Origin of the sequence: Alicyclobacillus sp. SO9 (genome assembly GCF_016406125.1) — a bacterium.
In the GTDB taxonomy this organism is placed as follows: Bacteria; Bacillota; Bacilli; order Alicyclobacillales; family Alicyclobacillaceae; genus SO9.
Window position 1 is genome coordinate 2,059,299 of the sequence record NZ_CP066339.1, and the last position, 14,182, is coordinate 2,073,480.

A 14,182-nucleotide genomic window follows, 5' to 3' on the forward strand; every position below is an offset into this window, starting at 1 on the left:
TAAGATGATTGGGTCATTGGGTCGTTGCGATGACCTGCTGTTTGTTGGCTGCCGCTGTATCGTACAGCGAATATGGGAGTGAGGATAACTTGTCAAACAGAGAGTCAAATCAGCAGGATGGACCACATGAACAGGAGGAACGTCACCAGGAAGCAACCGATTTGGAACGAGACATTCACACAGATTTTAAGGAAGCTATGACCTATGGTGATTATCTTCAACTGGATAAAATTCTGAACAGTCAGCGCAGATTGTCAGAGCATCACGATGAGATGCTGTTTATCATCATTCACCAGGCCAGCGAGTTGTGGATGAAGCTTGTCTTACACGAACTGAATGCTGCCACACGTTGTATTCGTGATGATGATTTAGAGCCCGCGTTTAAGATGTTGTCCCGGGTGGCCCGGATTCAGCAACAACTGATTCAATCTTGGGATGTTCTTTCTACCTTGACCCCTGCTGAATACATGGAATTTCGAGACAAACTTGGGTATGCATCTGGATTTCAGTCTTATCAAAATCGGTTAATCGAATTTGCTTTGGGCCATAAAACACCCCAGATTTTGTCGGTCTACAAGCACCAGTCTCAGGTGCATGCACAACTGCAGCAAGCCATTCACGAACCGAGCATCTATGATGTGGCAATTCACGTCTTGGCTGCCCGGGGTTTGCCGATTGACGAAGTGTGCCTGAACAGGGATTGGACACAAGACTACGAACCCAATGAGAGTGTCGAAGCGGCCTGGTTGACCGTATACAACGATGTGAGTAAATACTGGGACCTCTATGAATTGGCGGAGAAGCTGGTGGACATTGAGGGGAAGCAACAACAGTGGCGGTATCATCACGTGATGACCGTTGAGCGTATCATAGGACACAAACACGGAACGGGCGGTTCGTCCGGTGTTACATATCTGAAGCGTGTCCTGGAGCACCGCTTTTTCCCTGAATTGTGGAGTTTGCGGACACAACTCTAGGATTTTTGCAACCGTACCATGGTCAATCTGGTGGTTAAGCACACAAGCAGGGTGACAGCGGTGCGTGCTCATACTTGACTTGAAACGAGGCGATGTCAGTGGGAACAGTAGATACGACCCGAAACTATGCGAAAGCGATGGACAGGGAAGATGAACTCGCTTCCTTTCGCAAGGAGTTCTACCTGAAGGATGGGGCCATTTATATGGATGGAAATTCCCTCGGCTTGATGTCGAAACGAGCGGAGAAGTCGCTCACGGTTGCAATGGATACGTGGCGGAATTTTGGCATTGACGGTTGGACGGAAGGCGATGCACCGTGGTTTGACTACTCTGAACGATTAGGGGCCATGATGGCACCTTTGGTCGGGGCGTCGGCTGAGGAAGTGATTGCGACGGGATCGACAACCACAAACATTCATCAACTTGCAGCCACCTTCTACAAACCGGAAGGCAAGCGCGCGAAAATTGTGGCGGATGAACTCACCTTTCCGTCTGATATATACGCTTTGCAAAGCCAATTGCGCCTTCATGGGTTGAATCCAGATGAACACTTAATTCGGGTGCCAAGCCGGGACGGCAGGACACTGGATGAAGAGGACCTGATTGCTGCAATGACTGATGAGGTGGCGCTGGTGCTTCTGCCTTCAGTTCTGTACCGCAGCGGTCAATTGCTGGATATGGCACGGTTGTCTAGTGCGGCACGGGAGAGAAACATTCCGATAGGATTTGACTTGTGCCATTCCATCGGTGCAATCCCGCACGAGTTGTCGCAGTGGGACGCAGATTTTGCCGTGTGGTGTAACTACAAATACCTGAATGCCGGCCCGGGCAGTGTGGCAGGACTGTTTGTCAACCGCAGACACTTTAGCAAGGTTCCCGGTCTGACGGGCTGGTTCGGTTCGAAAAAGGAGGTACAATTTGAACTGGATCACCAGCTCACACCTGCAGAAGACGCCGGTGCCTACCAAATCGGAACCCCTCATATCCTCAGTGCTGCCCCCTTGCTGGGGTCCCTTGAGATGTTCAGAGAGGCTGAAATCGGCAGGCTGCGGGAAAAGTCGCTCCGCTTGACACGATACCTGATGGACTTGGTGGAGAGCGAACTGTCGGGCATGGGATTTGCCATTGGCAATCCAAATGAAGACTATCGCCGCGGCGGTCACGTCTGTCTTGTTCACGATGAGGCTGTCCGAATTTGCAAAGCACTAAAGGACAACGCTGTGGTTCCTGATTTTCGTGCGCCGGATGTCATTCGCCTTGCGCCAATTTCCCTGTACACTTCGTTTGAAGATGTTTGGGACATGGTTCAGCGCCTGAAAGTCATTATGGAGGAGAAGCAGTACGAGCGCTACGAGAAGAAACGGGGTGTCGTGGCATGACGCATTCGGATGGGCCGCGGCAATGGCAAGACATCTCACAGAAACTGGACAGTCAAGTCCCTGTTTGGCCGGGAGATACCAAGTTTTCTTACCAGTTGACCTGGACGAAGTCAGCGAGCGGATCGGTCAATGTTGGTCAAGTAACCATGAGTACGCACACTGGTACGCATATTGATGCACCATTCCATTTTGACGATAACGGAAAAAAAGTGTTAGACCTCGATGTGAATGTGTACATAGGTCATGCCAGGGTCATCCATCTTCCACAGCCAACGGCTGCGGCTCACGGTGAGGGTTGGAGCATCGGCTTGGAAGACCTGGCCTCCATCGAATTGGCGGGGGTAACGCGCCTTCTCCTTCGCACAGACGCGTGGAAAAATCGCCGGGTGTTTCCTGAGAGAATTCCGGAAATCCGCTCAGAAGTGGCGGAATACCTCAGTGAGTGCGGCGTGCAACTGTTGGGATTGGATTTGCCTTCGGTCGATCCCCTTGACAGCAAGGAGCTGCCCACACACCACGCTCTCACGCAACACGGCATTCATATACTCGAAGGCCTCGTGTTGGATGATGTGCCTGCGGGGGACTACGAACTGGCTGCATTGCCGCTGGCTCTGGCAGATGCGGACGGCAGTCCGGTGCGCGCGGTCATAAGGGCTTTGTAAGCGTGCGAAAGGCGCCAACTGTTGCGAGGGCCCTCCTTCGCCGCAGTGAATGGCCAGGATGACATTTGTCATGTGCAAACCATTACGGCGCTCACTGACGACTCACCGCCATATCATGCTACTCTTGGTTCAGACAATAGTTGAATACACCATGACGTGTATCGAACCAATTCGGAGGAGATCAGCATGGAAGAAGATACGAAGATACAGGAGAAAATCATCGAAGAGCTTCGCCAGATAAATAGACGCTTAGACTCCATTGAGCGCTCTTATCAAGGGATTGGCGGCCGTAAGTCTTGGGGCACTCCCCAACTATGGCCGCTGATTCCGATTGTTGCCATTGTGATGTGGGGGCTGACACAAATCTTTCATTAAACCTCATGAAACGACATCAAACTTGCTCGGTTGACGGGCCGGTTACAAGGGAGCGGCTCTCATATGGATCTTTTACAAATGAAACGAGAACTATCTATTAAAGGTAAAAACGGTATTTCATTTCTTATGTCCGGGACGGTGGTCTGGGCAATCATAACGGTTATTTTTATATTACCCTTCAGTCCGCGGGAGAAAGACCTGATTGCCTTTTATTCGACGGGGCTGATGTTCCCCATGGCGGTGCTGTTTTCAAGACTCATAAAGGCTGATTGGAAGGCACAAGACAATCCGCTGGGCAGTCTCGGTTTGTATTTGAACTTGGCCCAAATGATGTACTTTCCAGTCTTATTTTGGACAATTGTGAAGCATCCGACTGATATGGTTCTGTTGTTCGCAATAATTACAGCTGCACACTTTTATCCATACGGATGGCTGTATAACACGAAAGCCTACTATTTTCTTGGGCCCATTGTTGCGTTGCTTCTCTTCGGCATCGGTTTGGTCAGTAACAAACCATCTTGGGTCATACCCTTTTCCATGGTAGTAGCGCTTGTGTTGATGAACGTATTTCTCGTTGCGGACTACAAGAAAAAATTCTCGCTGTATTTGCTCGATGGAAAAGCTTGATACCGCTTAGCCAGTCGTTGTGTCACATTTGTTATGGGAAGTTTTCCTTGAGTTGAGTGCAATCGTTGCTGCAATCAACAGGAGAATGGACAACATCCACCAGCCAAAGGAAAGCCGATGCGTCAAATCGACCACGACTCCAAACAATGGGGAAAAGACGGAGGACCCTAAAAACACCACCGACCCCGTTAGGCTCATTGCAAATCCACTGTGGGTAGACGGCACAGACTCACCCGCCCAAGTGAGAGCCAAAGCATTCCACCCTACGGCTGCAACTCCGAATAGCAGCCAAAGAACAAACAGAACCCACAACGGTGTGGCGGCGGGGGCGAGTCCTACTGTAAAGGACAGCAACGCCCCTGTTATCCCCGTAAATGCCAGCATGGGCGCTCGTTTCCCGCCCAGTTTATCACTCCATCGGCCGAAGACGATTCGACCGGCTCCACCGCCAATTTGGCTGAGCGCAAGGATAGTGCCAGCCACAGCCAGACTCACGTGATGAATCTGATGTAACTCCGTGATGGAATAGGTGAGGAGAATGTATTGTCCAGAGACCATGAAGAAAGCTACTGATGCTGGGCGCAGCAGGCTTCGCCAGTGCTGTCGTTCCATTGGTATGTGGTTAGCACGGTCCCTTTGTCGGTGCCAGCGCGGCATGACTACACTGAAGAGCCATCCAAAAACGAGTAATCCTAAGGCAAACAGCACATAGACCTTAGGCAGTCCCCAGTGTGGGACCAGTTGGGGTAAAGTGAATGCGGCTACAGCAGCACCGGTTGGTACCCCCGTTTGCCGAATACCCATGACCATCCCTCGCGGCCGGCCGGCAAAGGCGGTAAAGACCGCTTTCGTCCCTGAGGACGGCACAATTGCGAGTGCAATGCCAATCAGAAACAAAACACCTAATAACGCACCGAAACTCCGAACTGTTGACAAGCTCAAAGCCAAGCCCGCCATCAGGCAAGTGCCCCAAAACAGAACAATCCGCGGTCCCAGTCTATCTACCAGCATCCCTACGAAGACCATGCTCACCATGATGCCAAGGGATAGAGCGGTGGTTATCAAGCCAAGCTGAGCAGTGCTGAGTTGAAATGCCACGGCAAAAAAGCTTCCCAAGACGACCAGTCCTTGTTGAACGAAGGACATCCCCGTTTGCGATAGAAATGCCAGACCCAAAAATGGAGCGGGGTGCAATCTAGCAGGGAAGTTTTGTTTGGAAAACACCTTTTCCATCAAGTCCCTACTTTCTGTATGAGAACAAATCGAGTAAAACCTTCGGACTAAATTATACCTCACTTCAGCACTCGATATCTTGCAGCTTTCGGTACAGGGTGCTCCGACTAATGCCAAGTCGACGGGCAGCCTCTGACAGGTTTCCCTGAGACTCTTCCAGTGTCTGAAGAATCATCTGATGCTCATATTGGCGAAGTCCATTTGAGTTCTTCTGATGCCGGACACAGTCTGCAGGAGGCCTCAGGGTAAGATTCGATGGTTGGAGCCTTTTTGGAAAATGATTTGTTTCGATGGTGCTGCTTTGTGCCAAAAAAGCAGCTTCACGCAGTACGGATTCCAGCTCTCGCACGTTTCCAGGCCACGAGTACGAGAGGAGCAGCTGCTGGGCCTTTCCAGTTAGATGAAGGGCATTTAAGTCCAATTCTCGCTGGACTTTGGGAAGCAGATAGTGAATCAGTTCCAATAGATCGGTCCGATGACGCAAAGGCGGTAGGTTTATTTCAATTCCCTGCAGCCGAAAAAACAGGTCAGCCCGAAAGTGTCCGGTCTGTACCTCGCTCCACAGGTCCTTATGAGTTGCCGCGATGATTCTGACGTCCACCGGAATTGGTTTAGTTCCTCCGATTCGCACAATGTAGCCTTCTTGCAGAACACGCAACATCCTTGTCTGCATATCAGGCGGCATTTCCGCAATTTCATCCAAAAACAGAGTTCCCTGGTGGGCCAATTCAATCTTCCCTTTGCTGCCCCCGTTCTTTGCCCCCGTAAAGGCTCCGGATTCATATCCAAACAATTCGCTTTCTATTAGAGTGGGAGACATGGCACCACAGTTAAGGGATACAAAAGGGTATGTTTTTCGCTGACTTTCGCGATGAACGGCCTGACTCACCATTTCTTTACCGGTACCCGTTTCGCCATAGACCAGCACCGTGTAGTCTGTACGCGCAGCGCGGCGGGCCAGGTCAACAGCAGTCAGAAGTGAAGGATCATGAGCAAAAATGTCCTGAAAACGATAGCGTGTCTGCCACGGCTCAGACGTCTTTGATGTCTTCGAACTCAATGAGTTTGTGGCTCTTCCAGGTATATTAGGAGGTGTCCCGGGTGCCTCTTGAACGGATTCGGAGGCTGATGTGCGGGTTTGGTTGGGTTGAGACGAGAAGGGTGCGGTCCGATACGGTCTGTTCTCCAACACAACTGAAGCTTCAACAAACTCGTTGTTATCCAGCGGTTTATGGAAACGCAGCAGTTCAGTGTGGTCTTGACGGTGTGATGATAATAGCAGGTGACTGTCACGCAGCACTTCTTGCAAAAACAAGTTCCGTTCTGTCAGGTTAGTCACTTGCAGCATAGTTCTGCCTTCTCGATTGGCCCCGATGATTCGACCATCCAAGTCAATGCCAATGAGTGCGCGTCTTCTGTGTGCGGCTGTAGTTGCGGCTGTAGAATGAAGAGACAGCACCAGGTGATACTCTCGATTTTGCAAAAGCATCCAATCTTCCATATTTCTTGCCGCCATCTCTACCAAAGCGAGTTGTGACGGATGGAATGCTTCATAGTAACCGCTCACATCGAGTACCGCTGCCATTTCTCCAGAAGGATGGAATAATGGTACCGCAGAGCAGCACAAAAACTGATTGTTCTCACAATAGTGCTGCTCACCGACAATGGTAACAGGATTGTGTTCCACAATGGCCGTTCCAATTGCGTTGGTACCGCGGATAGATTCGCTCCAGCACGCCCCCTCCCGGAGATGAACTTTTTCAGCATCAGACATAAATGTCGGGTCTCCAATGCTGCTCAGTATGTACCCGTCCACGTCTGCGACGATAGCAGTGGACTGTATGTCCCGAAGACTGGTAAACAGGGTCAGCACCGACGGCCCAATAGTTTGAAGCAGCGTCTGGTGTTTCTCCCGGCGGTGCAAAAAAGAGGCCTGTTCGAGAATAGCATCTGGATTGACATCCGGCTTTACTCCGTACTTTCGACTCCGTTCCCATGAAGATGCTACGACTTCCTTCGAAATCATTCTGCACATCCTCTCCTGCAAAACGACGGTCCATACCTGTAGTTAGTGTGTACTTATCGATGTATGAGATTGGAACAGGTGTCTCAGTTTAGGGCACTCGTGCGACACATTTCGAATCTCACGGCATTCCAAAACTGCAGCGTCGCGGGGGGTTCTGAATTGGCACGATTTTTGCTGAAGTCTGGAAGAGACGAGCTGGAACAAGTTTCGGCAACAGCATATTTAAAACGGGTGCGATATGAGATTTGAGCCTTGCCATGATGGAGGTGATTACGATCCCAATCTTGTAACAAAATTATACCAATTTGACACGAGCTGTTGCACACAGTTTGGACTTCATTTCATGGAGATTTTGCGTCAATTCACAGTTGACGCGAATTTCTGCATTCAGTCTTTTCATAGTTTGAAGAGGATTTGAATCATCTAAGGAGTGAAGCATTCTTGCTGAAAAAATCTGTCAATATTAACGGTGCGCAAATGCGATTGGTGGTCGATTCGAAAGCCACGCTGTCAGATGTCCTGCGCGAACAGCTTCACCTGACCGGTACGAAAGTCAGCTGCAACAAAGCGCAGTGCGGAGCCTGTAACGTCATTATGAACGGAAAAGTTGTGTTTGGCTGTGCAACGAAGATGGAGAAGGTTCCTGATGACGCTATTATTACAACAATTGAAGGGATCGGGACGCCGACAAACTTGCATGCACTGCAGTTGGCGTTTGTAAAGCACGGCACCGCTCAATGCGGGTTCTGCACGCCTGGATTCATTGTTTCCGCAAAAGCCCTGCTCGACCAAAATGCGAATCCAACTCGAACTGAGACTCGCGATTGGTTTCAAAAACACAAGAATGTCTGCCGCTGCACAGGGTATAAACCCATTGTCGATGCCGTCATGGATGCTTCCAAGTTGCTGCGAGGCGAGTTGACTGTCCAAGACCTCAGCTTCAAAATGCCTGCGGACGGGAAAATTTGGGGTACTGACTACCCGCGTCCGTCTGCCGTTGCAAAAGCCACAGGAACGATTGATTACGGCGCCGATCTCGGTATTAAAATGCCTGCGGGTACACTTCACCTCAAATTGGTGCAGGCACAAGTTTCCCACGCCAATATTCTCTCCATTGACACCACTGAGGCCGAACAGATGCCCGGAGTGTACAAGGTGGTCACACACAAGGATATCAAGGGCAAGAACCGCATCACCGGTCTTATTACCTTCCCGACCAACAAGGGCGACGGCTGGGACCGACCAATCCTCTGCGACGAAAAGGTTTTTCAGTTTGGTGATGCACTGGCTATCGTCTGTGCCGACACTGAAGCCCACGCACAGGCTGCAGTAGAAAAGGTCAAGGTGGATTTGGAAGTGCTGCCGGCCTATATGAGCGCACCTGCAGCAATGGAACCGGATGCTCTCGAGATTCACCCAGGGACACCCAATGTGTATTATCGCCAGGGCATTCAAAAGGGTCAGGATACAGGGCCGTTGATGGAGCAAGCCGATGTGGTGGTTTCTGCGGAGGACTTGTTTGTCGGCAGACAACCCCATCTGCCAATGGAACCCGACGTAGCCCTGGCTTACTACGACGATAACCAGCACCTGCAAATTATGAGCAAAAGCATCGGGCTTGAGTTGCACTCCTTCATGATTGGACCAGGCCTTGGTGTCGAAGCCGGCAAGAACCTGTTCCTCTCCCAGTTCCCGGGTGTGGGCGGTACCTTCGGCTACAAATTCAGTCCCACAATTGAAGCCTTGGTCGGTGCAGCTACGATTGCCACAGGTCTGCCCTGCTTCCTGAACTTTGACTACTATCAGCAAATTACCTATACAGGAAAGCGATCGCCCTTCTTTATGGACCTGAAATACGGTGCTGACAAGAATGGAAAAATCGTGGCAATGGAGAGCAATTGGGCGGTCGATCACGGTCCATACTCCGAGTTCGGAGACTTGCTGACACTGCGCGGTGCGCAGTTTATCGGGGCTGGATACGGAATCGAAAACATTCGCGGAGCCGGCTACACGGTAGCCACCAACCATGCCTGGGGTTCAGCGTTTCGCGCCTACGGATCGCCACAGAGTTTGTTTGCCTCGGAAACGCTGATGGATATGCTGGCTGAGAAACTGAATATGGACCCACTGGAACTGCGGTACGTGAATGCCTACCGAGAAGGGGACACGCTGCCCTCGGGGCAGGAGCCTGAAGTCTACTCCATGACCCAGCTCATTGATATGATTCGGCCAAAATACGTGGCTGCACTGAATGCCGCTACGGCCGCATCAACGCCACAGAAAAAACGAGGCGTCGGCGTATCCGTAGGTGTTTACGGTTGCGGACTGGACGGTCCTGATGGCGCTGAAGTGTGGGCTGAGTTGCTTCCAAACGGTCAGGTGCAGGTGAGCACCAACTGGCAAGACCATGGCCAGGGAGCCGACATGGGGTTACTGGCTACATCTCATGAAACCCTGCGGCCTATGGGTGTTAAACCAGAAGACATCAAATTGGTCATGAACGATATGAATCTGGCACCGGCAGGCGGACCGGCAGGCGGCAGCCGTTCACAGTTTGTCGTCGGGAACGCAGTGGTGAATGCCTGTGAACAACTGGTCCGTGCCATGACAAAGCAGGATGGCACATACATGACCTATGACGAAGCCGTCGCTAAGGAACTTCCCACAAAGTATGTCGGGCAATGGAGTACAGCAAGTGCAGATGCTAGTGCCTGCGACCCTGACACAGGCCAAGGCAAGCCTTTTGCCAGTTACATGTACGGTGTGTTTTTAGCCGAAGTCGAGGTCGACACGAAAACAGGAAAAGTACGTGTGCTGAAGATGACTTTGGCAGCAGATGTTGGCAGCATCGCTAACAAGACTGTGATTGACGGGCAGATGTACGGGGGCTTGGCACAGGGCGTCGGCTTGGCATTATCGGAGGATTTCGATGACCTGAAGCGCCACACCGACATGCTCCACTGCGGTATTCCGTATATCAAGGATATTCCTGATGACATTGAATTGATGTATCTGGAAACCCCGCGGGACTTGGGGCCGCACGGAGCCTCTGGTGTCGGTGAACTGCCGTTGACCTCGCCCCATGCCGCCATTAGCAACGCGATTTACAATGCCTGCCAGGTGCGTATCACACAGCTTCCGGCGCTGCCGGAAAAAGTACTCGCAGGCCTTCAAGGCAAGGACATTCCGGTTGCCACAAGGCCCGTTAAGGACCCTGTTATGCTCTAACGTTAGGTCATTTGAAGCTCGTGCTGCTGCAGGGATTTTTCCTGCAGCGGTGCAACTTTCTGGTGGTTTCTTGAGTGCTCTTATCAATACGGAGTTTTCACCCGGAGTATGGGGGTAGAGAAGTGGACCATAAGCAATGGCGTAAATACGAAGAAAAATGCATTCAGGAGCAGCCGCCAGCGTGTACAGCAACGTGCCCTGTCCATGTCGACGTGCGCAGTTTTGTATCGGAACTAAAAGCAGGGAATTTTGACAGGGCTCTTGCCATTTTCCATAGAAACGTTCCGTTTCCCGGAATTATTGGTCGAATTTGCGATGCTCCGTGTGAAGGCTCCTGCAAGCGGTCTGAGGCAGGAGATGCAGTTGCCATCGGTATGTTGGAAAGGGCTTGTGTTCAAATGAACCAGACGATTCCGGCGAGGGTCAGTAGAGCGCGGAAAAAGGACAAGCGAGCTGCTGTCGTCGGAGGCGGCCTCAGTGGTATGGCGGCAGCAACAGACCTCGCTGCAAAAGGATATGAGGTCGTTTTGTTTGAGTCCAGCCACCGCTTGGGAGGAAGACTTTGGAATACCCCTGAAAGCATCTTGCCGCGGGATGTGATTTTGGAGGAAACGGGACGGCTTGGTGCCCTTGGAATTGAAACGCGCTTCAACGTAGTTCTTGGCATGGACTTACCTTTGGAAGAGCTACGCAGGAACTTTGATGCAGTCTATCTGGGGCTGGGAGACAGCGGTAATATGCCACGAGAACTGCAACTCGATGGACAAGGCGCACTCTCGATTCATCCCGTTACTTATGCAACCTCCAGCGAAGGTGTGTTTGCCGGTGGCGGGCTGCGGATGGGGTCGTCCTATTCTCCCATTGGGGCACTGTCCGACGGCAAACGTGCGGCTTTGTCGATAGACCGCTACTTTCAAAATGCTTCTCTGACGGCTGTTCGCAACAACGAGGGTTCGTTCAAAACCACACTCTACACTTCAACCACAGACCTTGAACCGTTGCCCATGGTCACACCGAAGTCTGCAGACCGCGGCTATACACCGCAAGAAGCGATGAGTGAGGCCAGCCGATGCATCGACTGTCAGTGTCTCGAATGTGTACAGCAGTGTGAGTATCTTGCTCACTACGAGTCCTATCCCAAGAAGTACGCTCGCCAAATCAATCAAAACCTGCGAATTGTCATGGGGATTCACGGGGCGAACACATTCATTAATTCATGCAGTCTGTGCGGTTTATGCAAGGAAGTGTGTCCAACAGAATTTGACATGTCAGAGCTGATTCGTGAAGCACGTCAGGAAATGTTACAGAACGAGAAAATGCCGCCGTCTGCACATGACTTTCCACTTGAGGAAATGGACTTTGCTAACAGCGATGGTTGTAGACTGGAACGTCATCAACCAGGGTGGGCAACGAGCAGTCATGTGTTCTTTCCAGGGCACCAGTTGACAGCATCTGCACCAGATTTGGTCACACAGACCTATGCCTATCTGAGAGAAAAGTTCAACACGGGTGTTGGCCTTATGCTGCGCAGTTCCGGCGTTGAAGCAGACTGGGCAGGAAACAGGGAGTTGATGCAAGAGAACGTGCGAGCAATCAGAGCAGAGTGGCAGAAATTGGGCGAACCGACGCTCATTGTCGCCGAATCGGAAGACTATCACGTCTTCAAAACATACCTGCCTGAAATTGAAACGCAGTCGCTGTGGGAGGTCTTTCGTCATTTTGGAATTCCAGAGACAGCTAAGACCAAGGTCCAGTCGAGACCGTTAAAAAGTAATCCCCCCCTGGCGGTACACGACGCTTGTATGACTCGTTATGAGCCGGAAATTCATGAAAGTGTCCGCAGTGTTCTGTCGCAACTGGGTTACGAAGTCGAGGAACTGCCAAATAGCAAAGAACGGACAGAGTGTTGCGGTTACGGAGGACTACAGATGTATGCCAATCGTGAGTTGGCAGAACAATCGGCAATACGAAGAGCCGCGCAAAGCCAGTTGGACTATGTGGCATATTGTGCCATGTGCCGCAACAACTTGTCCGCCGTGGGGAAAAGGACGTATCACCTGCTGGACTTTCTTTTTACAGATGGTGATTTGAAAGCACCCACACGAGGACCTGGATACTCGCAAAAGCGCAGAAACAGAATTGGTTTGAAACAAAGATTACTCACAGAGTTATGGGGTGAGAAAGTGACTGTGGAACACCACCCACATGAGGACGTTCTCTTAATTCTATCGCCAGAAGTCGCGAGGGCCTTGGAAAGCCGCTTCATTCCTGAAGAGGATGTACAAAAAGTCATTGAATATGCACAACGTACGGGCAACAAGGTTCGGAGGAAGGGAACCAATCACTTTCTGGCCGCCTATAAGCCTGTTCGAGTGACATACTGGGTTGAATATACACCGCAGGATGAAGGCTATGTCATTCACAATGCCTATTCCCATCGAATGGTTGTCAATCCACCCCAAACGTGAACTTTGCCCGAGCCTAAGAGCCTAAGAGTGTAAGAGTCTAAGCATGCTTCATTAGAGGGCTCCATACTAAGGATGTGAACATGTGGCCGGTACCGATATGATTCCAGACGCTGTGTTTGAATGCGAAAAATGTGACAGTCAACTGGAACCTGGGCAGGTTACGGTGTCATACCTCGGCAGCAGCTTTCCTGTGGAACTGCTTCGCTGTCCGCAGTGTGGCTTTGTACTGATTACGGAACAACTTGCATTAGGGAAAATGCTTCAAGTTGAAAAGACGTTGGAGGATAAGTAGCGCAGTACTTTTGGTCTGAAACAGATGGCACGCCTCAAGCTCTGAGGACAATGCGGGGAGGTGACAGTATGGACCAGGTGAGAGGAAGCAATTTATACGAAAGCTATGAAATGAAACAGGTGACGGGAGAAACCATTCGACCAGGCGGGTTCAGTCTGACAGAGCGTGCGGCCGACATCTGTAAGTTTGCGAAAGGGGCCAACGTTCTCGATGTAGGTTGCGGTGTTGGATCGACGGTACAGTATTTGCGATACCAATACGGGCTAAGTGCTGTAGGAGTCGACCCGTCGCCGTTGCAGTTGGCCGACGGACTTAGTAAAAACAGAGATTTACCTATTTTTCAGGGGCAAGGCGAGGCGCTTCCTTTCGAACATGAATCCATGGAGGGGATTTTTGCGGAGTGTACCCTCTCACTTATGGACCCGTCGCTGGCGTTGCCTGAGTTCTACCGTGTGTTGAAGCCAAACGGATATCTTATCGTCAGCGATATTTATGCACGAAACGAAGACGGCGTGAGCAGCTTGCGAAACCTGAATGTGGCAAGTTGCCTGACGGGAGCCGTATCACGAAAAGTCTTGACAGACAGGCTTCAGGAATCTGGATTTGAAGTCGTCCTGTGGGAGGACCACTCACGATTGCTGGCTGAGTTGACTGCAAGACTCATCTTTGCGAATGAATCTGCGGGCTCTTTTTGGGGTCTTGTCTGCGGCACGGGTCTTTGTACGGATACAAAGGGGGCAGTGAACACTTCGCGCCCGGGATATTTTCTGTTAATAGCGCGAAAAACGAATGGAAATACGCATGGAAATACGAATGGAAATACGCATGGAAATACGAATGGAAATACGCATGGAACTACGGATGGAAATACGCATGGAACTACGGATGGAACTACGGATGGAAGGGAGTGACAAG

11 protein-coding genes are annotated in these 14,182 nt (G+C 51.0%); 9 read left to right on the forward strand and 2 right to left on the reverse strand.

Features of this window, described 5'->3' with window-relative positions; translation table 11 throughout:
* Positions 1–161: 161 nt before the first annotated feature.
* The 5 genes from kynA to GI364_RS09245 all read left to right on the forward strand — a co-directional run bounded on the left by kynA (position 162) and on the right by GI364_RS09245 (position 4,020).
* Positions 162–977 (forward strand): tryptophan 2,3-dioxygenase, encoded by an 816-nt coding sequence (gene kynA, locus GI364_RS09225; protein WP_255524681.1) that lies wholly within the window; start codon positions 162–164, stop codon positions 975–977.
* A gap of 92 nt (positions 978–1,069) precedes the next feature.
* Positions 1,070–2,356, forward strand: coding sequence for a kynureninase (gene kynU / locus GI364_RS09230; protein ID WP_198853316.1), 1,287 nt, complete (start codon positions 1,070–1,072; stop codon positions 2,354–2,356).
* A complete protein-coding gene (kynB, locus tag GI364_RS09235; RefSeq protein ID WP_198853317.1) occupies positions 2,353–3,018 on the forward strand; it encodes an arylformamidase in 666 nt (221 codons plus the stop codon). The genes kynU and kynB overlap by 4 nt, the downstream gene beginning before the upstream one ends.
* Positions 3,019–3,204: 186 nt before the next feature.
* Positions 3,205–3,393 (forward strand): hypothetical protein, encoded by a 189-nt coding sequence (locus GI364_RS09240; protein WP_198853318.1) that lies wholly within the window; start codon positions 3,205–3,207, stop codon positions 3,391–3,393.
* A gap of 63 nt (positions 3,394–3,456) precedes the next feature.
* On the forward strand, positions 3,457–4,020 hold the full coding sequence (locus GI364_RS09245; RefSeq protein WP_198853319.1) for a DUF7010 family protein: 564 nt from the start codon (positions 3,457–3,459) through the stop codon (positions 4,018–4,020).
* A 6-nt stretch (positions 4,021–4,026) separates the two neighbouring features.
* On the opposite strand, the gene GI364_RS09250 is transcribed toward GI364_RS09245, so the two are convergent.
* Together GI364_RS09250 and GI364_RS09255 are read right to left on the reverse strand one after the other, a co-directional pair.
* On the reverse strand, positions 4,027–5,253 hold the full coding sequence (locus GI364_RS09250; RefSeq protein ID WP_198853320.1) for an MFS transporter: 1,227 nt from the start codon (positions 5,251–5,253) through the stop codon (positions 4,027–4,029).
* Between the two features lie 64 nt (positions 5,254–5,317).
* Positions 5,318–7,279 carry a sigma-54-dependent Fis family transcriptional regulator gene (locus GI364_RS09255; protein WP_198853321.1) on the reverse strand — a complete coding sequence of 654 codons (1,962 nt, stop codon included), beginning with the start codon at positions 7,277–7,279 and terminating at the stop codon, positions 5,318–5,320.
* Positions 7,280–7,720: 441 nt separating this feature from the next.
* On the opposite strand from GI364_RS09255, the gene GI364_RS09260 reads away from it, so the two are divergent.
* The 4 genes from GI364_RS09260 to trsM all read left to right on the forward strand — a co-directional run bounded on the left by GI364_RS09260 (position 7,721) and on the right by trsM (position 14,178).
* Positions 7,721–10,507, forward strand: a complete 2,787-nt coding sequence (locus GI364_RS09260) for a molybdopterin-dependent aldehyde oxidoreductase (RefSeq protein ID WP_198853322.1) — start codon at positions 7,721–7,723, stop codon at positions 10,505–10,507.
* A gap of 122 nt (positions 10,508–10,629) precedes the next feature.
* Positions 10,630–12,975 (forward strand): pyridine nucleotide-disulfide oxidoreductase/dicluster-binding protein, encoded by a 2,346-nt coding sequence (locus tag GI364_RS09265; protein ID WP_198853323.1) that lies wholly within the window; start codon positions 10,630–10,632, stop codon positions 12,973–12,975.
* Positions 12,976–13,057: 82 nt separating this feature from the next.
* Complete coding sequence (locus GI364_RS09270) at positions 13,058–13,267, forward strand: DVU_1557 family redox protein (RefSeq protein ID WP_198853324.1); 210 nt, start codon at positions 13,058–13,060, stop codon at positions 13,265–13,267.
* Between the two features lie 68 nt (positions 13,268–13,335).
* The gene (gene trsM, locus GI364_RS09275; protein ID WP_198853325.1) at positions 13,336–14,178 is read left to right on the forward strand and encodes a DVU_1556 family methyltransferase; all 843 of its coding nucleotides are present in this window, start codon (positions 13,336–13,338) and stop codon (positions 14,176–14,178) included.
* The last annotated feature ends 4 nt before the right edge of the window (positions 14,179–14,182 follow it).